This window comes from Pseudoxanthomonas sp. F37, assembly GCF_022965755.1.
Lineage (GTDB): Bacteria > Pseudomonadota > Gammaproteobacteria > Xanthomonadales > Xanthomonadaceae > Pseudoxanthomonas_A.
The window spans coordinates 2895927-2916317 of the sequence record NZ_CP095187.1; the positions used below are offsets into that span (position 1 = coordinate 2895927).

At 65.3% G+C, this 20391-nt stretch carries 27 protein-coding genes; all 27 read right to left on the minus strand.

Annotated elements, in window-relative coordinates; genetic code table 11:
* Window positions 1-175 precede the first annotated feature (175 nt).
* The 27 genes from secY to rpoC all read right to left on the minus strand — a co-directional run bounded on the left by secY (window position 176) and on the right by rpoC (window position 20365).
* Window positions 176-1537, minus strand: a complete 1362-nt coding sequence (gene secY / locus MUU77_RS13635) for a preprotein translocase subunit SecY (RefSeq protein WP_245087910.1) — start codon at window positions 1535-1537, stop codon at window positions 176-178.
* A 7-nt stretch (window positions 1538-1544) separates the two neighbouring features.
* The gene (gene rplO / locus MUU77_RS13640; RefSeq protein ID WP_082563251.1) at window positions 1545-1988 is read right to left on the minus strand and encodes a 50S ribosomal protein L15; all 444 of its coding nucleotides are present in this window, start codon (window positions 1986-1988) and stop codon (window positions 1545-1547) included.
* On the minus strand, window positions 1988-2179 hold the full coding sequence (gene rpmD / locus MUU77_RS13645; protein WP_055941302.1) for a 50S ribosomal protein L30: 192 nt from the start codon (window positions 2177-2179) through the stop codon (window positions 1988-1990). The genes rplO and rpmD overlap by 1 nt, the downstream gene beginning before the upstream one ends.
* Window positions 2172-2714: a 30S ribosomal protein S5 gene (rpsE, locus tag MUU77_RS13650; protein WP_055941300.1), complete on the minus strand. Its 543-nt coding sequence runs from the start codon at window positions 2712-2714 to the stop codon at window positions 2172-2174. Before rpsE ends, rpmD begins: the two co-directional genes overlap by 8 nt.
* Window positions 2715-2870: 156 nt before the next feature.
* The gene (gene rplR / locus MUU77_RS13655; protein ID WP_245087913.1) at window positions 2871-3227 is read right to left on the minus strand and encodes a 50S ribosomal protein L18; all 357 of its coding nucleotides are present in this window, start codon (window positions 3225-3227) and stop codon (window positions 2871-2873) included.
* A 29-nt stretch (window positions 3228-3256) separates the two neighbouring features.
* Entirely contained in the window at window positions 3257-3784 is a 528-nt protein-coding gene (gene rplF / locus MUU77_RS13660) for a 50S ribosomal protein L6 (RefSeq protein ID WP_245087916.1), read from the minus strand.
* A 17-nt stretch (window positions 3785-3801) separates the two neighbouring features.
* The gene (rpsH, locus tag MUU77_RS13665; protein WP_162109785.1) at window positions 3802-4200 is read right to left on the minus strand and encodes a 30S ribosomal protein S8; all 399 of its coding nucleotides are present in this window, start codon (window positions 4198-4200) and stop codon (window positions 3802-3804) included.
* Between the two features lie 203 nt (window positions 4201-4403).
* The gene (gene rpsN / locus MUU77_RS13670; protein WP_245087919.1) at window positions 4404-4709 is read right to left on the minus strand and encodes a 30S ribosomal protein S14; all 306 of its coding nucleotides are present in this window, start codon (window positions 4707-4709) and stop codon (window positions 4404-4406) included.
* A 20-nt stretch (window positions 4710-4729) separates the two neighbouring features.
* Window positions 4730-5272, minus strand: coding sequence for a 50S ribosomal protein L5 (gene rplE, locus MUU77_RS13675; RefSeq protein WP_055941290.1), 543 nt, complete (start codon window positions 5270-5272; stop codon window positions 4730-4732).
* An 11-nt stretch (window positions 5273-5283) separates the two neighbouring features.
* On the minus strand, window positions 5284-5601 hold the full coding sequence (gene rplX / locus MUU77_RS13680; RefSeq protein WP_162109788.1) for a 50S ribosomal protein L24: 318 nt from the start codon (window positions 5599-5601) through the stop codon (window positions 5284-5286).
* 15 nt (window positions 5602-5616) lie between these two features.
* The gene (gene rplN / locus MUU77_RS13685; RefSeq protein ID WP_013535986.1) at window positions 5617-5985 is read right to left on the minus strand and encodes a 50S ribosomal protein L14; all 369 of its coding nucleotides are present in this window, start codon (window positions 5983-5985) and stop codon (window positions 5617-5619) included.
* 15 nt (window positions 5986-6000) lie between these two features.
* Window positions 6001-6267 carry a 30S ribosomal protein S17 gene (gene rpsQ, locus MUU77_RS13690; protein WP_056878823.1) on the minus strand — a complete coding sequence of 89 codons (267 nt, stop codon included), beginning with the start codon at window positions 6265-6267 and terminating at the stop codon, window positions 6001-6003.
* Window positions 6268-6279: 12 nt separating this feature from the next.
* A complete protein-coding gene (gene rpmC, locus MUU77_RS13695; protein ID WP_055941284.1) occupies window positions 6280-6465 on the minus strand; it encodes a 50S ribosomal protein L29 in 186 nt (61 codons plus the stop codon).
* Entirely contained in the window at window positions 6465-6878 is a 414-nt protein-coding gene (gene rplP, locus MUU77_RS13700) for a 50S ribosomal protein L16 (RefSeq protein ID WP_056878822.1), read from the minus strand. The genes rpmC and rplP overlap by 1 nt, the downstream gene beginning before the upstream one ends.
* 6 nt (window positions 6879-6884) lie before the next feature.
* Window positions 6885-7604, minus strand: a complete 720-nt coding sequence (gene rpsC, locus MUU77_RS13705; protein ID WP_056878821.1) for a 30S ribosomal protein S3 — start codon at window positions 7602-7604, stop codon at window positions 6885-6887.
* 2 nt (window positions 7605-7606) lie between these two features.
* On the minus strand, window positions 7607-7942 hold the full coding sequence (rplV, locus tag MUU77_RS13710; protein WP_055943295.1) for a 50S ribosomal protein L22: 336 nt from the start codon (window positions 7940-7942) through the stop codon (window positions 7607-7609).
* 12 nt (window positions 7943-7954) lie between these two features.
* Window positions 7955-8230 carry a 30S ribosomal protein S19 gene (rpsS, locus tag MUU77_RS13715; protein WP_245087922.1) on the minus strand — a complete coding sequence of 92 codons (276 nt, stop codon included), beginning with the start codon at window positions 8228-8230 and terminating at the stop codon, window positions 7955-7957.
* A gap of 6 nt (window positions 8231-8236) precedes the next feature.
* Window positions 8237-9064: a 50S ribosomal protein L2 gene (gene rplB, locus MUU77_RS13720; RefSeq protein WP_192310112.1), complete on the minus strand. Its 828-nt coding sequence runs from the start codon at window positions 9062-9064 to the stop codon at window positions 8237-8239.
* Between the two features lie 11 nt (window positions 9065-9075).
* The gene (gene rplW, locus MUU77_RS13725) at window positions 9076-9375 is read right to left on the minus strand and encodes a 50S ribosomal protein L23 (RefSeq protein ID WP_055941273.1); all 300 of its coding nucleotides are present in this window, start codon (window positions 9373-9375) and stop codon (window positions 9076-9078) included.
* Window positions 9372-9977, minus strand: coding sequence for a 50S ribosomal protein L4 (gene rplD / locus MUU77_RS13730; protein ID WP_245087925.1), 606 nt, complete (start codon window positions 9975-9977; stop codon window positions 9372-9374). Before rplD ends, rplW begins: the two co-directional genes overlap by 4 nt.
* An 11-nt stretch (window positions 9978-9988) precedes the next feature.
* On the minus strand, window positions 9989-10642 hold the full coding sequence (rplC, locus tag MUU77_RS13735; RefSeq protein ID WP_245087928.1) for a 50S ribosomal protein L3: 654 nt from the start codon (window positions 10640-10642) through the stop codon (window positions 9989-9991).
* 11 nt (window positions 10643-10653) lie between these two features.
* Entirely contained in the window at window positions 10654-10965 is a 312-nt protein-coding gene (gene rpsJ, locus MUU77_RS13740) for a 30S ribosomal protein S10 (protein WP_162109793.1), read from the minus strand.
* Window positions 10966-11486: 521 nt separating this feature from the next.
* A complete protein-coding gene (gene tuf, locus MUU77_RS13745) occupies window positions 11487-12677 on the minus strand; it encodes an elongation factor Tu (protein WP_162109794.1) in 1191 nt (396 codons plus the stop codon).
* A 100-nt stretch (window positions 12678-12777) separates the two neighbouring features.
* The gene (gene fusA, locus MUU77_RS13750; protein ID WP_245087931.1) at window positions 12778-14868 is read right to left on the minus strand and encodes an elongation factor G; all 2091 of its coding nucleotides are present in this window, start codon (window positions 14866-14868) and stop codon (window positions 12778-12780) included.
* Between the two features lie 176 nt (window positions 14869-15044).
* The gene (gene rpsG, locus MUU77_RS13755; protein WP_056879074.1) at window positions 15045-15512 is read right to left on the minus strand and encodes a 30S ribosomal protein S7; all 468 of its coding nucleotides are present in this window, start codon (window positions 15510-15512) and stop codon (window positions 15045-15047) included.
* Window positions 15513-15525: 13 nt separating this feature from the next.
* Window positions 15526-15900 carry a 30S ribosomal protein S12 gene (rpsL, locus tag MUU77_RS13760; RefSeq protein ID WP_055945224.1) on the minus strand — a complete coding sequence of 125 codons (375 nt, stop codon included), beginning with the start codon at window positions 15898-15900 and terminating at the stop codon, window positions 15526-15528.
* Window positions 15901-16135: 235 nt separating this feature from the next.
* Window positions 16136-20365 (minus strand): DNA-directed RNA polymerase subunit beta', encoded by a 4230-nt coding sequence (gene rpoC, locus MUU77_RS13765; RefSeq protein ID WP_245087934.1) that lies wholly within the window; start codon window positions 20363-20365, stop codon window positions 16136-16138.
* Between the last annotated feature and the right edge of the window lie 26 nt (window positions 20366-20391).

Below are 20391 nucleotides of genomic sequence, written 5' to 3' on the forward strand. Positions count from 1 at the left end.
GCGCCGGAACCTGCCTGGTGCGGGACCGGGGTTCCCCCCTGCCCCGTCCCGCCCGCGCTACTCTGGCGCAGGGACTGGCCGGTTCGCACCCCCGCACCGGATCGCTGCGGGGGCCGCCCATCTAAGTCAGCCGGCCATGAGGGCCGGACTGGTGCGGGAAGCCCGCGATTATACCTCAGCCGCGGGGGGCAAGGCCGCCCCGCGAACCACCCTTCAGGTTGGCCTTCTTCAGCAGGCTCTCGTACTGGTGGGACATCAGGTGCGCCTGGATCTGCGCGATGAAGTCCATCACCACCACCACCACGATCAGCAGCGAGGTGCCGCCGAAATAGAACGAGGTGCCCAGCTGGGTGCGCATGACTTCCGGCAGCAGGCAGACCGCCACCAGGTACAGCGAACCGATCGCCGTCAGCCGGGTCAGCACGCCGTCCACGTAGTCGGCGGTGGCCTTGCCGGGGCGGATGCCCGGGATCAGCGCGCCCGACTTCTTCAGGTTCTCGGCGGTTTCCTGCGAGTTGAACACCAGCGCCGTGTAGAAGAACGCGAAGCCGATGATCATCGCCGCGAACACGATCATGTGCAGCGGCTCGCCCGGGGCCAGCGCATTGGAGATGCGCTGCAGCCAGGTGGTGGCGCCACTGTTCTCGCCGGACCACATCGCCAGCGTGGCCGGGAAGGCCAGGATGCTGGACGCGAAGATCGGCGGGATGACACCAGCCATGTTGAGCTTGAGCGGCAGGAACGAGGTCTGGTTCATGTACGCATTGCGGCCGCCCTGGCGGCGAGCGTAGTTCACCGTGATCCGGCGCTGCCCGCGCTCCACGAACACGACCAGGAACGTGAAGCCCAGCACCACCAGCGCGATGACCAGCAGCGAGATGAAGCTCAGCGTGCCGTCACGGAACGCGCCCACCGTCTGGATGACCGCACCCGGCAGGCCGGCCACGATGCCGGCGAAGATGATCAGCGAGACGCCGTTGCCGATGCCGCGCTCCGTCACCTGCTCGCCCAGCCACATCAGGAAGATGGTGCCCGCGGTCAGTGCCACCACCGCGGTCAGCACGAAGCCCATGCCCGGCGCGTACACCACCGGCATGCCGCCCGGCGCGACCTGGTTCTGCAGCGCGGTGGCGATGCTGCCGCCCTGCACGACCGCCAGCAGCACGGCGCCGATGCGCGAGTACTGGGTGATCTTGCGCCGGCCGGACTCGCCTTCCTTCTGCAACGCCTTGAGGCTGGGGAAGATGTGCACGCCCAGCTGCATCACGATCGACGCCGAGATGTAGGGCATGACGTTCAGCGCGAAGATGCTGAAACGGTGCAGGGCGCCGCCCGAGAACATGTTGAACATGTCCACGATGCCGCCGCCCTGCGCCTGCATCATCGCAAGCATGGCATCGGGATTGACGCCCGGGACCGGGATGAAGCAGCCGATCCGGTAGACGATCAGCGCACCCAGCACGAACAGCAGGCGCTGGCGGAGTTCGGTGAACTTGCCCGCGCCTGCCAGCGCACCGGCGGCATTACCCTGCGCCATGCGTCCGTTACTCCTGCACGCTGCCGCCGGCAGCCTCGATGGCGGCCTTGGCACCGGCCGTGGCGGCCACGCCCTTCAGCACGAACTTCTTGGTCAGTTCGCCCTTCTTGACGATCTTGGCGCGCTTGGCGGTGCTGGGCACCAGCTTGGCGGCACGCAGCGCGGCGAAGTCGATCTCGCCGGCTTCCAGCTTCTCCAGCTGGTAGGACAGCACTTCGGCGCAATCCAGCTTCAGCTTGGAGCGGAAGCCGACCTTCGGCAGACGCTTGATCAGCGGCATCTGGCCGCCTTCGAACTTCGCCTTGATCTTGCCCTTGCCGGCGCGCGCGAACGAGCCCTTGTGGCCACGGCCCGCGGTCTTGCCCAGGCCGGAACCGATACCGCGACCGACGCGGGTGCGTTCGGTACGGGCGCCGTCGGCGGGCTTCAGTGTGTTGAGACGCATGTTGATTACTCCTCGACCTTGACGAGGTAGTGGACCTTGGCGATCAGGCCGCGCACCTGCGGGCTGTCCTTCAGTTCACGCACGTCGTTGAGCTTGTTCAGGCCCAGCGCCTTCACCGACAGGCGGTGACGCGACTGGGAACCACGCAGGCCGCGCACCAGGCGCACCTTGACGGTCTTGTTGGACTCGTTAGCCATTGAGGAGTTCCTCCACCTTCTTGCCGCGCTTGGCCGCGATGCGGGTCGGCGACTGCATGTCGCTCAGGCCCTTCAGCGTGGCGCGGACCAGGTTGATCGGGTTGCGCGAACCGACGGCCTTGGCCAGCACGTTCTTCACGCCCACCGCTTCCAGCACGGCGCGCATGGCGCCGCCGGCGATCACGCCCGTACCTTCCGACGCCGGCTGCATGAACACGCGCGCCGCACCGTGGCCGGCCTTGACCGGGTGCCACAGGGTGCCGTTATTCAGGTCGACATTCAGCATGCCCTTGCGGGCATATTCCATCGACTTCTGGATGGCGACCGGCACTTCGCGCGCCTTGCCGTAACCGAAACCGATCTTGCCGTTGCCATCGCCCACCACCGTCAGTGCGGTGAAGGTGAACTGGCGGCCGCCCTTGACGGTCTTGCTGACGCGGTTGACCGCGACCAGCTTCTCGATCATGCCGTCGTCGACTTTCTCTTCGCGGTTGCGGTCGCGATCACGACCCCGCGGCTGACGTTCTTCTGCCATTGCTTGAGTTCCTTGGTTGATGAGGTATGTACGGCTTGGCCGCTTATGGTTGTGGTGTGGAGCGGTGACGCAACGGCCGCTGCAGAAGAGCGACCGCGCCCGGCGCAACCCGCGCCGGCGGGACGAGGCTTGGGGTCGCCCCCATGCCCGCCAGGATTAGAACTGCAGGCCGCCTTCGCGGGCCGCGTCGGCCAGGGCCTTGATGCGGCCATGGTAACGGTAGCCGGAACGGTCGAAGGCGACCTTCTCGATGCCCGCCGCCTTGGCGCGCTCGGCGATGACCTGGCCCACGCGGGCGGCGGCATCGCTGTTCTTGCCGTTCTTCAGGCCGTCCTTGACGTCGGCCTGCAGGGTGTTGGCGGAGGCGATGACCTTGGCGCCATCGGCGGTGAACAGCTGGGCGTAGATGTGCTGGCCGGTGCGCAGCACCGACAGGCGCGGCACGCCGAGTTCGCGGATGTGTGCGCGGGTCGACTTGGCGCGACGCAGGCGGGCGGTGTTCTTGATGCTCATGATCTGGTTCCTCGAAGCCGAAGGCCTGGTTAGGCCTTCTTCGCTTCCTTGCGGATGATGGTTTCGTCGGAGTACTTCACGCCCTTGCCCTTGTAGGGCTCCGGCGGACGGAAACCGCGGATCTTGGCGGCGACTTCACCCACGCGCTGCTTGTCGGCGCCCTGCACCAGGATTTCGGTCTGGGTCGGGGTGGCGATGGTGATGCCTTCCGGCGTCTTGAACAGGATCGGATGCGAGAAACCCAGCGACAGGTTCAGGTCCTTGCCCTGCATCGCGGCGCGGTAGCCCACGCCCACCAGCTCGAGCTTGCGCTCGAAGCCTTCCGACACGCCCTTGACCATGTTGGCCAGGATGGCGCGGATGGTGCCGGTGATGGCGTCGTCGGCCGGGGTGGCGGGCGACAGGTTGGCCACGCCGTTGTCGACGTTCACGTCGACGCCGGCCGGCTTGGCGATGGACAGGGTGCCCTTCGGGCCCTTGACGTTGAGGGTTTCACCCTGGGCACTCAGTTCGACGCCCTTGGGGAGATTGATCGGCTTCTTGGCTACGCGGGACATGTTCTGGGCTCCTTCGCTTAGGCCACGAAGCACAGGACTTCACCACCCACGCCGGCCGCACGGGCCTGCGCATCGGTCATGATGCCCTTGGAAGTGGAGATGATGGCGACACCCAGGCCACCCAGGACCTTGGGCAGCTCGGCCTTGCCGCGGTACTGGCGCAGGCCCGAACGGGACACGCGGCTCAGCTTCTCGATGACCGGCTTGCCTTCGAAGTACTTCAGGACGATTTCCAGCTCGGCCTTGTTGTTTTCGGTCTTCGTCACGCGGACGTCGCCGATGTAGCCTTCGGCCTTCAGCACGTTGGCGATCGAAGTCTTGATCTTGGAGGACGGCATCTTCACCGTCGGCTTGCCCACAGCGGCGGCATTGCGAATGCGCACCAGCATGTCGGCGATGGGATCAGTCATGCTCATTAGAGTCTGCCTTATGAGTAGCACCGATATCCGCTTTCGCGAAAATCTCGTGTTGTCCCTGGAAACCCCCAGGCGGGCGGCCGGTTCCCCGACCCTCCCCCGGCCTTGCCGCGGGAGCCGAACATTGTACAACAACAAGTCCGGCATGTGCCGGACTTGTCCTTGAAACCACAGGAGGCCCCGGAGGGCGCCCCTGGCTCCTTTTACCAGCTGGCCTTGCGCAGGCCGGGCACGTCACCGTTCATGGTGGCCTTGCGCAGCATGTTGCGGCCCAGGCCGAACTTGCGGTACACGCCACGCGAACGGCCGGACAGCTCGCAGCGGTTGCGCTGGCGGCTCGGCGAGGAGTCGCGCGGCAGCTTCTGCAGCTTGACGACCGCTTCGGCCTTTTCTTCGTACGAAGCGCTCTGGCTGGAGATGATCTTCTTCAGCGCGTCACGCTTGGCGGCGTACTGCTTGGCCAGCTTTTCCCGCTTGATGTCGCGGTTGACCATCGAGGTCTTTGCCATGATGTCTTCTTCCTAGCGAATCAGTTGCGGAACGGGAACTTGAACGCTTCGAGCAGCGCCTTGGCTTCGGCGTCGTTCTTGGCGGTCGTGGTGATGGCGATATCCATGCCGCGGATCGCGTCGACGGCGTCGAAGTCGATTTCCGGGAAGATGATCTGTTCCTTCACGCCCATGTTGTAGTTGCCGCGACCGTCGAACGAACGGCCGGACACGCCACGGAAGTCGCGGACGCGCGGCAGCGAGATGCTGATCAGGCGGTCCAGGAACTCGTACATCTTGGCGCGACGCAGGGTCACCTTGCAGCCGATCGGCCAACCGTCGCGGATCTTGAACGAAGCCACCGACACGCGGGACTTGGTCGTGATCGGCTTCTGGCCGGTGATCTTGGCCAGGTCGGCCACGGCGTTTTCCAGGATCTTCTTGTTGGTCGCCGCTTCACCCACACCCATGTTGATGGTGATCTTGGTGATCTTCGGCACTTCCATCGGATTGGTGTAGCCGAACTTCTTCATCAGAGCCGGCGCCACTTCTTCCTTGTAGATTTTTTCGAGACGGGTGGTCATGTCCTCATTCCTCAGGCGTCGAGCGCCTCACCGCTGGAGCGGAACACGCGCAGTTTGCGTCCATCCTCCAGCACCTTGAAACCGATACGCTCGCCCTTGCCCGTCGCCGGGTTGAACAGCGCGACATTGGAAATGTGGATCGAGCGCTCGCTCTCCACCACGCCACCCGCGATGCCGGCCTGCGGGTTCGGCTTGGTGTGGCGCTTGACGACATTCACGTTGGACACGACCACGCGGTCGCCGTCCACGCGCACAACGTCGCCCTTCTTGCCCTTGTCCTTGCCGGTGATGACGACGACCTGGTCGCCCTTCTTGATACGGTTAGCCATTTCTATGTCCTCCGCTCACAGCACTTCAGGAGCGAGCGAAACGATCTTCATGAACTTCTCGGAACGCAGCTCGCGGGTCACGGGCCCGAAGATGCGGGTGCCGATCGGCTCCTGCTTGTTGTTGAGCAGCACGGCGGCGTTGCCGTCGAAGCGGATCAGCGAACCGTCGGGGCGACGGACGCCCTTGCGGGTGCGCACGACCACGGCGTCGTAGACTTCGCCCTTCTTGACCTTGCCGCGCGGAATGGCGTCCTTGACGGTCACCTTGATGATGTCGCCGATGCCGGCGTAACGGCGCTTGGAGCCGCCCAGCACCTTGATGCACATCAGTTCCTTGGCGCCGGAGTTGTCGGCCGCGTCAAGGTAGCTCTGCATCTGGATCATGATTCAGATCTCCTCTTATTCAGCCGCGCGGGTGATGATTTCCACCACACGCCAGTTCTTGGTCTTGGACATCGGGGCGATCTCGGTCACGCGCACCACGTCGCCTTCCTTGCAGCTGTTGTCCGCGTCGTGCGCGTGCAGCTTGGTGGAACGCTTGATGTACTTGCCGTACAGGGCGTGCTTGACCTGACGCTCCACCAGGACGGTGACCGTCTTGTCCATCTTGTTGCTGACGACGCGGCCTTCGATGGTGCGTTGCGCTTTGTCTTTGTTATCGCTCATCTTGGTCGCTCCTTACTTCTGGCTGCCCAGCAGGGTCTTGACGCGAGCGATCTCGCGGCGGACCCGGCGGGTTTCATGCGTCTTCGGCAGCTGGCCGGTCACCTTCTGCATGCGCAGGGAGAACTGCTCCTTGCGCAGCTCGGTCAGGTGGGCCTTCAGCTCGTCAGCCGATTTCTCGCGGAGTTGCTTGAGTTCCATTAGCGCACCGTCCGGGTCACGAAAGTGGTGGTGACCGACAGCTTGGCCGCGGCCAGGCGGAACGCCTCGCGCGCGATGTCCTCGCTGACGCCTTCGATTTCATAGATCATGCGGCCCGGCTGGATCTGCGCGACCCAGTACTCGACGTTGCCCTTGCCCGAACCCATTCGGACTTCGATGGGCTTCTTGGTGATCGGCTTGTCGGGGAACACACGGATCCACATCTTGCCGCCGCGCTTGACGTAGCGGCTGATCGAGCGGCGGGCCGCCTCGATCTGGCGCGCGGTCAGCTGACCGTGCGCCGTGGCCTTCAGGCCGTACTCGCCGAAACTGACGAGGTTGCCGTTCCAGCTCAGGCCTTCGTTCCGGCCCTTGTGCATCTTGCGGTATTTGGTTCGCTTGGGTTGCAACATGACTGATTACCTCGCGTCGCGGTCACGAGCCGGGCGCGAAGGACGCTCGCTGCGCTCGGGGCGCGCGTCGTCCTGCTTCTCCTGACCCACCTGGCTGAAATCGAAGATTTCGCCCTTGTAGACCCACACCTTGATGCCGATGATGCCGTAGGTGGTCTTCGCCTCGGCAAAACCGTAATCGATGTCGGCACGCAGCGTGTGCAGCGGCACACGGCCTTCGCGGTACCACTCGGAGCGGGCGATTTCCGCACCGTTGAGGCGGCCGGCCACGTTGACCTTGATGCCCAGGGCACCCAGGCGCATCGCATTGCCCACGGCGCGCTTCATGGCGCGGCGGAACATGATGCGGCGCTCCAGCTGCTGCGCGATCGATTCGGCCACCAGCTGGGCGTCCAGCTCGGGCTTGCGCACTTCGGTGACGTTGATGTGCGCCGGGACGCCCATCAGGTCGCTCACTTCCTTGCGCAGCTTCTCGATGTCCTCACCGCGCTTGCCGATCACCACGCCCGGGCGGGCGGTGTGGATGGTCACGCGGGCGGTCTTGGCCGGACGCTCGATCAGGATCTTGGAAATGCCGGCCTGGGCCAGCTTCTTGCGAAGCATCTCGCGCACCTTGAGGTCCGCGGCCAGATAGTCGGCGTAGTCGCGCTTGTTGGCGAACCACTTGGAATTCCAGTCCTTGGCGATGCCCAGGCGGATACCGGTCGGATGAACTTTGTGACCCATACTTATTTGCCCTCGCCCACGACCACGGTGATGTGGCTGGTGCGCTTCAGAATGCGGGTGCCACGGCCCTTGGCGCGGGCCATGAAACGCTTCAGCATCGGACCTTCGTCGACCATGATGGTCTTGACCTTCAGCTCGTCGACGTCGGCGCCCTGGTTGTTCTCGGCGTTGGCGATGGCGGACTCCACGACCTTCTTGATCAGGTGGGCCGCCTTCTTGTCCGAGAACTTCAGCAGGTTGACGGCGCGCTCGGCCGGCAGCCCGCGCACCTGGTCAGCGACCAGGCGGGCCTTCTGGGGGGAGATGCGCGCGGTGCGCAGGATGGCTTTCGCTTCCATGGTCATCTCTCCTTACTTCTTGCCGCCGGCTTTCTTGTCGCCACCGTGACCCTTGAAGGTACGGGTGACGGCAAACTCGCCGAGCTTGTGGCCGACCATGTTCTCGTTGACCAGCACCGGAACGTGGTTCTTGCCATTGTGGATGGCGATCGTGAAGCCCACCATTTCCGGCAGGATCATCGAACGGCGCGACCAGGTCTTGATCGGCTTCTTGCTGCCGCCCGCGGATTCCACCTTCTTGACGAGGTGATGATCGACGAACGGGCCCTTCTTGAGTGAACGTGCCATGGTCGATTAGCCCCTACGATCGCGGACGATGAATTGCTGCGTGCGCTTGTTCTTGCGCGTCTTGTAACCCTTGGTCGGAACACCCCACGGGGTGACCGGGTGCGGGTTGCCCTGGCCGGCCTTGGCCTCACCACCACCATGCGGGTGGTCGACGGGGTTCATGGCCGCGCCGCGGACGGTCGGCTTGACACCGCGCCAGCGCTTGGCGCCGGCCTTGCCCAGCTTCTCCAGGCTGTGCTCGTCGTTGCCGACTTCGCCCACCGTGGCGCGGCACTCGACCTGCACCTTGCGCATCTCGCCGGAGCGGAGGCGCAGCGTGGCGAAACCCTGCTCGCGGGCGACCAGCTGCACGGCGGCGCCGGCGGCGCGGGCGATCTGCGCGCCCTTGCCCGGCTTCAGCTCGATGCCGTGGATCGTCGTACCGACCGGGATGTTGCGCAGCGGCAGCGTATTGCCGGCCTTGATCGGCGCGTCGCTGCCGGCGATGACCTGGTCACCGGCCTTCAGGCCCTTGGGGGCGATGATGTAACGGCGCTCGCCATCGACGTAGCACAGCAGCGCGATGTGCGCGGTGCGGTTGGGATCGTATTCGATCCGCTCCACGCGCGCCGGGATGCCTTCCTTGTCGCGCTTGAAGTCGATGATGCGGTAATGCTGCTTGTGGCCACCGCCGATATGACGGGTGGTGATGCGACCGTGGTGGTTGCGACCGCCGGACTTGCTCTGCTTCTCGAGCAGCGCAGCATGCGGGGCACCCTTGTGCAGGTCGGGCGTCACCACGCGGACCGCCGAACGGCGACCGGGGGAGGTGGGCTTGAATTTCATCAATGGCATGTGGGTCTACCTCAGGCCTTGGCCGACACGTCGATGGCCTGACCATCGGCCAGACGCACGTACGCCTTGCGCCAGTCGCCGCGGCGGCCGGCGCGGTTGCGGAAGGACTTGTTCTTGCCCTTCACGTTCACCACGTTGACCGTCTCGACCTTGACGTCGAACAGCTGCTCGACCGCGGCCTTGACATCGGCCTTGGTGGCATCGTTCGAGACTTCGAAGACGTATTGGTTGGAGAGTTCCTGCAGGCGCACGGTCTTCTCGGAGACGCGCGGAGCACGCAGCACGGCAAAAATCTTTTCGTTGCTGATCATGCCAGCCACTCCTCGATCTTCTTGATGGCGTCGGCCGTGATCAGCACGGAGTCGGCACCGACCAGCGCCGCCGGATCCAGGCCCTGCACGTCGCGCACTTCCACGTAGGGAAGATTGCGGGCGGACAGGTACAGGTGCTCGGAAGCATCCTCGGTGACGATCAGCGGGCGCTTGCCCAGATCCAGGCCCTTCAGCTTTTCGATCAGGGCGCTGGTCTTGGCGGCGTCCACATCGAACGCTTCCACGACCTTCAGGCGGTTCTGGCGGTTCAGCTCCGACAGGATCGAGCTGATGGCCGCGCGGTACATCTTGCGGTTCACCTTCTGCGAGAAGCTGCGCGGCTTGGCCGCGAAGGTCACGCCGCCGCCGACGAAGATCGGCGCGGTCAGGGCGCCGTGACGGGCGCCGCCGCCCTTCTGCTTCTTGGACTTCTTGGTGGTGCCGTTCACCTCGGCGCGGGTCTTCTGCGCCTTGGTGCCGGCACGACCGGCGTTGCGGTAGGCAACGACGACCTGGTGGACCAGATCCTCGCTGAATTCGCGGCCGAACACGTCGTCGGAGACCGACAGCTTGTTGGCGCTACCTGTAATGGCTAGTTCCATGGTCGTTCTCCTCAACCCTTGCTCGCCGGACGCACGATCACGTCGCCACCCGGCGCACCCGGCACGGCGCCGCGGACGGCGATCAGGCCGCGCTCGGCGTCCACGCGGACGACTTCCAGGTTCTGCGTGCTCTGCTGCACGGCACCCATGTGGCCGGACATCTTCTTGCCCGGGAACACGCGACCCGGCGTCTGGCGCTGACCCAGCGAACCCGGCGCGCGATGCGACAGCGAGTTGCCGTGGGTGGCGTCGCCCATGCGGAAGTTCCAGCGCTTGATGGTGCCCTGGAAGCCCTTGCCCTTGGTGACGCCCTGGACGTCGACGATCTGGCCGACTTCGAAGATGTCGGCCTTGATCTCGCCGCCGACGGTGAAGTCGCCCAGCTTGTCGGCTTCCACGCGCAGCTCCCACAGGCCACGACCGGCTTCGACCTTGGCCTTGGCCAGGTGGCCGGCCACCGGCTTGGTGACGAGCGAGGCGCGACGGGTGCCCACGGCGACCTGCACGGCACTGTAGCCGTCGGTTTCCGGGGTCTTGATCTGGGTGATGCGGTTCGGGGTTGCTTCGATCAGCGTCACCGGAATGGACTTGCCATCTTCGGTGAACACGCGGGTCATGCCGGCCTTGCGGCCGACGAGACCCAACGAATATTTCTTCGCGGTCATGGTCGTGTGCCTCAGGTCAGCTTGATCTGCACGTCGACGCCAGCCGCGAGCTCGAGCTTCATCAGCGCGTCCACGGTCTTGTCGTTGGGGTCGACGATGTCGAGCACGCGCTTGTGCGTGCGGGTCTCATACTGGTCGCGCGCGTCCTTGTCGACGTGCGGGGACACCAGGATGGTGAAACGCTCGATCTTGGTCGGCAGCGGGATCGGGCCGCGCACCTGCGCGCCGGTCCGCTTGGCCGTTTCAACGATCTCGCTGGCCGAGCGGTCGATCAGACGATGATCGTACGCCTTGAGCCGGATTCGGATCTTTTGGTCCGCCATGACGGAAATTTCCTTCGTTAAAGAGCGACGGGCGCGGCCTCTGGGATGCCTTGCCCCGGTTAGTCCGAGCTGATCCATTTCCCCACCGCCCGCGAGGACTCCACGAGCGGAAAGCACCTGAACCGGCTGGGGATTCTTCCTGAAAAACAAGGCAGGCCGGTAAACCGGCCCGCCCAGACATGAAAGTATAGGACGCGTGACACACCCCGTCAACCACCAGGGCGCCCTGCCCGGCCGAAGCCTGCAGGATGGCACGCGACACTCCGTGTCTGGCGAACACGAGGCGCTTCCTGCACCTCTTTTCGCGGTAGGCCGGCCTCCTCCCAGGGGGCGCCGGCGGATATTGCGATCCTGAATAGCGGGTCGCCATTCGGGGGCCGGCATTGTAGCCGGCTGTTGCCGGGGTGGCAAGCGCCCTGCGCCTGCGACCCGTGACACTGCGATCAGGCCATGGATCCCCGCCCGCGCGGGAATGACGGCCCGACGAAGTCGGGCGGGCAAGGCCCGCCCGGCTCAGGGCCTTACTTGATGATCTTGGCCACCACGCCGGCGCCGACCGTGCGGCCGCCCTCGCGGATCGCAAAACGCAGGCCTTCGTCCATCGCCACCGGGTTGATCAGCGTGACCACCATCTTCACGTTGTCGCCCGGCATCACCATCTCCACGCCTTCCGGCAGCTGCACCGCACCGGTGATGTCGGTGGTGCGGAAGTAGAACTGCGGACGGTAGCCCTTGAAGAACGGGGTGTGACGGCCGCCCTCGTCCTTGCTCAGCACGTACACTTCGGCTTCGAACTCGGTGTGCGGGGTGATCGAACCCGGCTTGGCCAGCACCTGGCCGCGCTCCACGTCGTCACGCTTGGTGCCGCGCAGCAGCAGACCGGCGTTGTCGCCCGCCTGGCCCTGGTCCAGCAGCTTGCGGAACATCTCCACGCCCGTGACCGTGGTCTTCTGGGTCGGACGGATACCCACGATTTCGATTTCGTCGCCCACCTTGATGATGCCGCGCTCGATACGACCGGTCACCACCGTGCCGCGGCCGGAGATCGAGAACACGTCTTCCACCGGCATCAGGAACGGCTTGTCGACGTCGCGCTCCGGGGTCGGGATCCAGGTGTCCAGCGCATCCACCAGCTTCAGGATCGCCGGCACGCCGATCTCGCTCTGGTCGCCTTCCAGCGCCAGACGGGCCGAGCCCGAGATGATCGGGGTGTCGTCGCCCGGGAACTCGTACTTGCTCAGCAGTTCGCGGACTTCCATCTCCACCAGCTCCAGCAGCTCGGCGTCGTCCACCATGTCGGCCTTGTTCAGGAACACGACGATGTACGGCACGCCCACCTGGCGCGACAGCAGGATGTGCTCGCGCGTCTGCGGCATCGGGCCGTCGGCGGCCGAGCACACCAGGATCGCACCGTCCATCTGCGCCGCACCGGTGATCATGTTCTTCACGTAGTCGGCGTGGCCCGGGCAGTCCACGTGCGCGTAGTGGCGCGTGGCCGATTCGTATTCCACGTGCGCCGTCGAAATCGTGATGCCGCGCGCCTTCTCTTCCGGCGCCGCGTCGATCGCGTCGTACGCCTTGAACTCGCCACCGAAACGCTCCGCGCCGATCTTCGTCAGCGCCGCCGTCAGCGTCGTCTTGCCGTGGTCAACGTGGCCAATCGTGCCCACGTTCACGTGCGGCTTGGTGCGTTCGAATTTACCCTTTGCCATTGTCTTTACCTCTGCGATTCGTGATTCGTGATTCGTGACTGGCTTGATGCGGGACCCGTGCTCTTGCGAATCACGGATCCCGGACCACCCATCACGTCATTTAGTTCTTCTTGACGACCGCGTCGGCGATGTTGGCCGGCGCTTCCGCGTAATGGTCGAATTCCATCGAGAACGTGGCGCGGCCCTGCGACATCGAGCGCAGCGTGGTGGCGTAGCCGAACATTTCGCCCAGCGGCACCATCGCGTTGATCACCTTGCCGGACGGACTGTCGTCCTGGCCCTGCAGGATGCCGCGACGACGGCTGACGTCGCCCATCACGTCGCCCAGATAGTCTTCCGGGGTGACGATTTCGACCTTCATCATCGGCTCCAGCAGCACCGGCTGCGCCTTGCTGAAGGCTTCCTTGAACGCCATCGAGCCGGCGACCTTGAACGCCATTTCGTTGGAGTCCACGTCATGGAACGAACCGTCGACGGCCTTGATGGCGATGTCGACGACCGGGAAGCCGGCCAGCGGGCCGCTCTTCATGGCGTCTTCGATGCCCTTGCCCGCCGCGGCGACGTATTCCTTCGGCACGACGCCGCCGACGATGGCGCTCTCGTACGAGAAGCCCACGCCGCGCTCGACCGGCGACATTTCGATGACGATGTGGCCGTACTGGCCGCGACCGCCCGACTGGCGCACGAACTTGCCTTCCTGCTTGACGGCCTTGCGGATGGTCTCGCGGTAGGCCACCTGCGGCTTGCCCACGTTGGCTTCCACGTTGAATTCGCGCTTCATGCGGTCAACGATGATTTCCAGGTGCAGCTCGCCCATGCCGGAGATGATGGTCTGGCCGGATTCCTCGTCGGTGCGCACGCGGAACGAAGGGTCTTCCTGCGCCAGCCGGCCCAGGGCCAGGCCCATCTTCTCCTGGTCGGACTTGGTCTTCGGCTCCACCGCCATCGAGATGACGGGCTCCGGGAACACCATGCGCTCCAGGGTGATGATGTGGTCCTGCGAGCACAGCGTGTCGCCGGTGGTGACGTCCTTCAGGCCCACCGCCGCGGCGATGTCGCCGGCGCGCACTTCCTTGATCTCGTCGCGCTGGTTGGAGTGCATCTGCAGGATGCGGCCCACGCGCTCCTTCTTCGACTTGACCGGGTTGTAGACCTGGTCGCCCGAATTGAGCACGCCCGAGTAGACGCGGAAGAACGTCAGCGAACCCACGAACGGATCCGTCATGATCTTGAACGCCAGCGCCGAGAACGGCTCGTTGTCGCCCGCCTTGCGGCTGTCTTCCTTCTCGTTCTCGTCGATGCCCTGCACCGGCGGACGATCGGTCGGCGAGGGCAGCAGCTGGATCACGCCGTCCAGCATGGCCTGCACGCCCTTGTTCTTGAACGCGCTGCCGCAGTAAACCGGGATCACCTCGACCTTCAGGGTGCGCTCGCGCAGGCCGGCGATGATCTCGGCCTCGGACAGGTCGCCTTCGTTGAGGTACTTGTCCATCAGCTCTTCGCTGGCCTCGGCCGCGGCCTCGACCATGAAGGCACGGTCGGTCGCCGCGCGCTCGGCCAGCTCGGCCGGGATGTCGCGGTATTCGAACTTGGTGCCCTGCGAGGCGACATCCCAGTGGATGTACTTCATCTTCAGCAGGTCGATCACGCCCTCGAAGCCGTCCTCGGCGCCGACCGGCACCTGCATCGGCACCGGGTACGCACCCAGGCGCGTCTTCAGCTGGTCGACCACCTTGTCGAAGTTGGCGCCGGTACGGTCCATCTTGTTGACGAAGGCGAGGCGCGGCACGGCGTACTTGTTGGCCTGGCGCCACACGGTCTCGGACTGCGGCTGCACGCCGCCGACGGCGCACAGCACGAACACCGCGCCATCGAGCACGCGCAGCGAGCGCTCGACTTCGATGGTGAAGTCCACGTGCCCGGGGGTGTCGATGATGTTGAAGCGGTGCTGCGGCAGGGACTTGTCCATGCCCGTCCAGAACGCCGTGGTGGCGGCGGACGTGATGGTGATGCCGCGCTCCTGCTCCTGCTCCATCCAGTCCATGGTCGCGGCACCGTCGTGCACTTCACCGATCTTGTGGCTGACGCCGGTGTAGAACAGGATGCGCTCGGACGTGGTGGTCTTGCCGGCGTCGATGTGCGCCATGATGCCGAAATTGCGGTAACGCTCGATGGGAGTGGTGCGAGCCACGACAGTCTCTCTTTTCTGATGGAGGGCCGGCGGGATGCCGTGGCCTTCCGTGGAGGGCGGATCTTCAGATGGCCGAATGCCGCCTTTCGGCGGCCTTCGGGATCGGGACGCTGGAGCGCGTCCCAGGGGCACCTAGATGGTGCCGGGGGCCCTTGATCGCAAGGGCCCGCAGGCCGTTACCAGCGGTAGTGCGCGAACGCCTTGTTCGCTTCCGCCATGCGATGGGTCTCTTCACGCTTCTTGATGGCGCCACCGCGGTTCTCGGAGGCATCCAGCAGTTCGGCGGCCAGCTTGCGCGGCATCGAGTTCTCGCCGCGCTTGCGGGCGGACTCGATCAGCCAGCGCATCGCCAGCGCCATGCGGCGCGAGGAACGCACTTCGACCGGCACCTGGTAGGTGGCGCCGCCGACGCGGCGGGACTTCACCTCGACGGCCGGAGAGACGTTGTCGAGCGCCTTCTCGACCAGTTCCAGGGCGTTCGGGTTCTTCTCGCCGATCACATCCATGGCGCCGTAGACGATCTTCTCGGCGACGGACTTCTTGCCGCTCAGCATCACCATGTTGATGAAGCGGGCGATCGTCTGGCTGCCGTGCTTGGGGTCCGGCAGGATTTCACGTTGGGGGGCAGAGCCTTTGCGCGACATGTTCGTTTATTCCTTAAGCCTTGGGACGCTTGGCGCCGTACTTGGAACGGCCCTGGCGGCGCTTGGCGACGCCCGAGGCGTCCAGCGAGCCGCGCACGGTGTGGTAACGCACGCCCGGCAGGTCCTTCACACGACCGCCGCGCACGAGCACCACCGAGTGCTCCTGCAGGTTGTGGCCTTCACCGCCGATGTAGCTGATGATCTCTTCCTGGTTGGTCAGGCGCACCTTGGCGACCTTGCGCAGGGCCGAGTTCGGCTTCTTCGGGGTGGTCGTATAGACACGGGTGCACACGCCGCGACGCTGCGGGCAGTTGTCCAGCGCGGGCGACTGGCTCTTGTACGTGGGGGCCTGCCGCGGCTTGCGGACCAGCTGATTGACGGTTGCCATAGTGGATTCTTCGTGTGAAGGCCGGAGCCTTGTTTGACATGAAAACGAAGGCAGGCCGCAAGACGGCCCACCTAGACGGAAAAGTATAGCCGGCCACCCGCCCTACCGTCAACGCGACGGGGGTGGGTGCCTGCCAACTGACTGCGATCCCGCCCTTCCTGGGCCGAAAACGAGGCGCGTCCTGCGCCTCTTTTCGTGGTCTGGGACGGCCCGGGGGCCGTCGGGTGGTACGGATTTAGCTGGCGCTGGACTCCTCGCCGGCCTCGTCAGACGCCACGGCCGCCGGGGCGACCGGCTCGCTGACGACGCCGGACAGGGCGTCGACCTCGGCTTCGGTCAGGCCGGAGGCGTTGCGGCGGCGCTGGTTGTGGTACGCCAGGCCGGTACCGGCCGGGATCAGGCGACCGACGATGACGTTCTCCTTCAGGCCACGCAGAGTGTCGCGGGTGCCGCGGACGGCCGCCTCGGTCAGCACGCGGGTGGTCTCCTGGAACGACGCCGCCGAGATGAACGACTCGGTGGCCAGCGAGGCCTTGGTGATGCCCAGCAGCACGGGGTCGTACTTGGCCGGCAGCTCGTTGCGTGCGGCCAGCTTGGCGTTCTCCTCGATCACGCGCTGCTTCTCGACCTGCTCGCCGGCCAGGAACTTGCTGTTGCCGGCATCGGTGATCTCGACCTTGCGCAGCATCTGGCGGGTGATCACCTCGATGTGCTTGTCGTTGATCTTCACGCCCTGCAGGCGGTACACGTCCTGGATCTCCTTCACCAGGTAGGCCGCCAGCGGCTCGACGCCCAGCAGGCGCAGGATGTCCTGCGGGCTGGGCTCGCCGTCCACGATGGTTTCGCCCTTGGCCACGTGTTCGCCTTCGAACACGATGATCTGGCGGAACTTCGGAATCAGCTCCTCGTGCTCGGAACCATCGGTGTCCTTGATGATCAGGCGCTGCTTGCCCTTGGTGTCCTTGCCGAAGCTGATGATGCCGGAACGCTCGGCCAGGATAGCCGGGTCCTTCGGCTTGCGGGCTTCGAACAGGTCGGCCACGCGCGGCAGACCGCCGGTGATGTCGCGGGTCTTGGACGCTTCCTGCGGCACCTTGGTGACCACGTCGCCCACGCCGACGGGCGCGCCGTCCTGCAGGTTGACGATGGAGCGCGGCGGCAGCAGGTACTGCGCCGGCAGGTCGGTGCCCGGGATGCTCAGGTCCTTGCCGTCCTTGTCCACGATGCGGACGATCGGGCGCAGGTCCTTGCCCTGCGAGCCGCGACGCTTGGGATCGGTGATCTCGCGCGAGGCCAGGCCGGTCAGTTCGTCGGTCTTCTCGATGACGGTGACGCCGTCCACGAAGTCGACGAAGCGCACGAAACCGGCCACTTCCGACACGATCGGGTGGTTGTGCGGATCCCAGTTCGCCACGGCCTGGCCAGCGGTGATCTGGTCGCCGTCCTTGACGTTGATGGTGGCGCCATAGGGCAGCTTGTAGCGCTCGCGCTCGCGGCCATGGCCGTCGAGCACCGACAGTTCGCCCGAACGCGACACCGCGACCAGGCTGCCGTTCGCGTGTTCGACGAACTTCAGGTTGTTGAACTTGATCGAGCCGGTGGTCTTGACGGTGATGTTGTCCACCGCCGCCGCACGCGAGGCCGCGCCACCGATGTGGAACGTACGCATGGTCAGCTGGGTGCCGGGCTCGCCGATCGACTGCGCGGCGATGACGCCGACCGCTTCGCCGATGTTGACGATGTGGCCACGGGCCAGGTCGCGGCCGTAGCAATGCGCGCACACGCCGAAGTCGGATTCGCAGGTGATGGTGGAACGCACCTTCAGGGACTGCACGCCGGCATCTTCCAGCTTCTGCACCCAGGCTTCGTCCAGCAGCGTGTTGCGGGTGACGATGGGGTCCTCGTCGTTGCCGGGCAGGAACACGTCCTCGGCCACGATGCGGCCCAGCACGCGGTCGCGCAGCGGCTCGACCACGTCGCCGCCTTCCACGATCGGGGTCATGGTGAGGCCTTCCTGCGTGCCGCAGTCGACCTCGGTGATCACCACGTCCTGCGCCACATCGACCAGGCGACGGGTCAGGTAACCGGAGTTGGCGGTCTTCAGCGCCGTATCGGCCAGGCCCTTGCGGGCACCGTGGGTGGAGTTGAAGTACTCCTGCACGTTCAGGCCTTCGCGGAAGTTCGCCTTGATGGGCGTCTCGATGATCGAACCGTCGGGACGGGCCATCAGGCCGCGCATGCCGGCCAGCTGGCGGATCTGCGCCTGGCTGCCACGGGCGCCGGAGTCGGCCATGATGTACAGCGAGTTCATCGACTTCTCGTTGATGGTCTCGCCCTTGGCGTTCTTCACCTTGTCGGTGCCGATGGTGTCCATCATCGCCTTGGCGATGCGCTCGTTGGTGCGCGACCAGATGTCGACCACCTTGTTGTAGCGCTCGCCGGCGGTGACCAGGCCGCTCTGGTACTGCTCCTGGATCTCCAGCACTTCCTGTTCGGCCTCGCCCAGGATGCCCTTCTTCTCGGCCGGGATCAGCATGTCGTCGATGCCGATGGAGACGCCGGCGCGCGTGGCGTACGCGAAGCCGGTGTACATCAGCTTGTCGGCGAACACCACGGTGTCCTTCAGGCCCAGCATGCGGTAGCTGGAGTTGATCAGGCGGCTGATGGCCTTCTTGTTAAGCTCGGTGTTGACCAGAGCGAACGGCAGACCTTCGGGCAGGATCTCGGCCAGCAGGGCGCGACCGATCGTGGTGTCCACGATGCTGGTCTGCTGGCTGCGGCCGCCGTCCTCGTCGATCACGGTGCCGCTGATGCGGACCTTGACCTTGGCGTGCAGCTCGACGGCGCGGTTGTCGTAGGCGCGCTTGACCTCGGCGATGTTGGCGAACGCCATGCCCTCGCCCTTCTTGTTCTCCAGCGCGCGGGTCATGTAGTACAGGCCCAGCACGACGTCCTGCGACGGCACGATGATCGGCTCGCCGTTGGCCGGCGACAGGATGTTGTTGGAGGACATCATCAGCGCGCGCGCTTCCAGCTGGGCTTCCAGCGACAGCGGCACGTGGACGGCCATCTGGTCACCGTCGAAGTCGGCGTTGAACGCGGTGCAGACCAGCGGGTGCAGCTGGATGGCCTTGCCTTCGATCAGCACCGGCTCGAACGCCTGGATGCCCAGGCGGTGCAGGGTCGGCGCGCGGTTCAGCAGCACCGGATGTTCGCGGATGACCTCTTCCAGGATATCCCAGACGTCGGCTTCTTCGCGCTCGACCAGCTTCTTGGCGGCCTTGATGGTGGTGGCCAGGCCACGACGCTGCAGCTTGGCGAACACGAACGGCTTGAACAGCTCCAGCGCCATCTTCTTCGGCAGGCCGCACTCGTGCAGGCGCAGGGTCGGGCCGACCACGATGACCGAACGGCCGGAGTAGTCGACGCGCTTGCCCAGCAGGTTCTGGCGGAAACGGCCCTGCTTGCCCTTGATCATGTCGGCCAGCGACTTGAGCGGGCGCTTGTTGGTGCCGGTGATGGCGCGGCCGCGGCGGCCGTTGTCCATCAGGGCGTCCACCGACTCCTGCAGCATGCGCTTCTCGTTGCGCACGATGATGTCGGGGGCGTTGAGCTCGAGCAGGCGGCGCAGGCGGTTGTTGCGGTTGATGACGCGGCGGTACAGGTCGTTCAGGTCGGACGTCGCGAAGCGGCCGCCATCCAGCGGCACCAGCGGACGCAGGTCCGGCGGCAGCACGGGCAGCACGGTCATGACCATCCATTCCGGACGGTTGCCCGATTCCAGGAACGCCTCGATCAGCTTGATGCGCTTGGTGAGGCGCTTGAGCTTGGTCTCGGAGTTGGTGCTGGCGATCTCCTCGCGCAGGTTCACCATTTCGGCCTGCAGGTCGATGGTGCGCAGCAGGTCGTAGACGGCTTCGGCGCCCATGGCGGCGTCGAAATCGTCGCCATGCTCCTGGCGCGCCTGCATGAACTGCTCTTCGGTCAGCAGCTGGCGGCGCTCGAGCGAGGTCAGGCCCGGCTCGGTGACGACGTAGGCTTCGAAGTACAGCACGCGCTCGATGTCGCGCAGGGTCATGTCCAGCATCAGGCCGATGCGCGACGGCAGCGACTTCAGGAACCAGATGTGCGCGACCGGGCTGGCCAGGTCGATGTGGCCCATGCGCTCGCGGCGCACCTTGGCCAGCGTCACTTCCGTGCCGCACTTCTCGCAGACCACGCCGCGGTGCTTCATGCGCTTGTACTTGCCGCACAGGCACTCGTAGTCCTTGATCGGCCCGAAGATCGCCGAGCAGAACAGGCCGTCGCGTTCGGGCTTGAACGTGCGGTAGTTGATGGTTTCCGGCTTCTTCACTTCGCCGAAGGACCACGAACGGATCAGGTCCGGCGAGGCCAGCGCGATCTTGATCGCGTCGAAGTCCAGCGTCTGGCGCTGCTGGTTGAAGAGGTTGAGCAGGTCTTTCATTTTGTTTCTCCGTTGGAGACGGGAAT

What these genes read in the sequence shown, in the direction of transcription:
- secY (WP_245087910.1), bottom strand. Translation starts at nt 1,537, where the DNA reads ATGGCGCAGGGTAATGCCGCCGGTGCGCTGGCAGGCGCGGGCAAGTTC.
- rpmD (WP_055941302.1), bottom strand. Translation starts at nt 2,179, where the DNA reads ATGGCTAACGAGTCCAACAAGACCGTCAAGGTGCGCCTGGTGCGCGGC.
- rpsE (WP_055941300.1), bottom strand. Translation starts at nt 2,714, where the DNA reads ATGGCAGAAGAACGTCAGCCGCGGGGTCGTGATCGCGACCGCAACCGC.
- rplR (WP_245087913.1), bottom strand. Translation starts at nt 3,227, where the DNA reads ATGAGCATCAAGAACACCGCCCGCCTGCGTCGCGCCAAGTCGACCCGC.
- rplF (WP_245087916.1), bottom strand. Translation starts at nt 3,784, where the DNA reads ATGTCCCGCGTAGCCAAGAAGCCGATCAATCTCCCCAAGGGCGTCGAA.
- rpsH (WP_162109785.1), bottom strand. Translation starts at nt 4,200, where the DNA reads ATGAGCATGACTGATCCCATCGCCGACATGCTGGTGCGCATTCGCAAT.
- rpsN (WP_245087919.1), bottom strand. Translation starts at nt 4,709, where the DNA reads ATGGCAAAGACCTCGATGGTCAACCGCGACATCAAGCGGGAAAAGCTG.
- rplE (WP_055941290.1), bottom strand. Translation starts at nt 5,272, where the DNA reads ATGACCACCCGTCTCGAAAAAATCTACAAGGAAGAAGTGGCGCCGGCT.
- rplX (WP_162109788.1), bottom strand. Translation starts at nt 5,601, where the DNA reads ATGGCTAACCGTATCAAGAAGGGCGACCAGGTCGTCGTCATCACCGGC.
- rplN (WP_013535986.1), bottom strand. Translation starts at nt 5,985, where the DNA reads ATGATCCAGATGCAGAGCTACCTTGACGCGGCCGACAACTCCGGCGCC.
- rpsQ (WP_056878823.1), bottom strand. Translation starts at nt 6,267, where the DNA reads ATGAGCGATAACAAAGACAAAGCGCAACGCACCATCGAAGGCCGCGTC.
- rpmC (WP_055941284.1), bottom strand. Translation starts at nt 6,465, where the DNA reads ATGGAACTCAAGCAACTCCGCGAGAAATCGGCTGACGAGCTGAAGGCC.
- rplP (WP_056878822.1), bottom strand. Translation starts at nt 6,878, where the DNA reads ATGTTGCAACCCAAGCGAACCAAATACCGCAAGATGCACAAGGGCCGG.
- rpsC (WP_056878821.1), bottom strand. Translation starts at nt 7,604, where the DNA reads ATGGGTCACAAAGTTCATCCGACCGGTATCCGCCTGGGCATCGCCAAG.
- rplV (WP_055943295.1), bottom strand. Translation starts at nt 7,942, where the DNA reads ATGGAAGCGAAAGCCATCCTGCGCACCGCGCGCATCTCCCCCCAGAAG.
- rpsS (WP_245087922.1), bottom strand. Translation starts at nt 8,230, where the DNA reads ATGGCACGTTCACTCAAGAAGGGCCCGTTCGTCGATCATCACCTCGTC.
- rplB (WP_192310112.1), bottom strand. Translation starts at nt 9,064, where the DNA reads ATGCCATTGATGAAATTCAAGCCCACCTCCCCCGGTCGCCGTTCGGCG.
- rplW (WP_055941273.1), bottom strand. Translation starts at nt 9,375, where the DNA reads ATGATCAGCAACGAAAAGATTTTTGCCGTGCTGCGTGCTCCGCGCGTC.
- rplD (WP_245087925.1), bottom strand. Translation starts at nt 9,977, where the DNA reads ATGGAACTAGCCATTACAGGTAGCGCCAACAAGCTGTCGGTCTCCGAC.
- rplC (WP_245087928.1), bottom strand. Translation starts at nt 10,642, where the DNA reads ATGACCGCGAAGAAATATTCGTTGGGTCTCGTCGGCCGCAAGGCCGGC.
- rpsJ (WP_162109793.1), bottom strand. Translation starts at nt 10,965, where the DNA reads ATGGCGGACCAAAAGATCCGAATCCGGCTCAAGGCGTACGATCATCGT.
- tuf (WP_162109794.1), bottom strand. Translation starts at nt 12,677, where the DNA reads ATGGCAAAGGGTAAATTCGAACGCACCAAGCCGCACGTGAACGTGGGC.
- rpsG (WP_056879074.1), bottom strand. Translation starts at nt 15,512, where the DNA reads ATGTCGCGCAAAGGCTCTGCCCCCCAACGTGAAATCCTGCCGGACCCC.
- rpsL (WP_055945224.1), bottom strand. Translation starts at nt 15,900, where the DNA reads ATGGCAACCGTCAATCAGCTGGTCCGCAAGCCGCGGCAGGCCCCCACG.
- rpoC (WP_245087934.1), bottom strand. Translation starts at nt 20,365, where the DNA reads ATGAAAGACCTGCTCAACCTCTTCAACCAGCAGCGCCAGACGCTGGAC.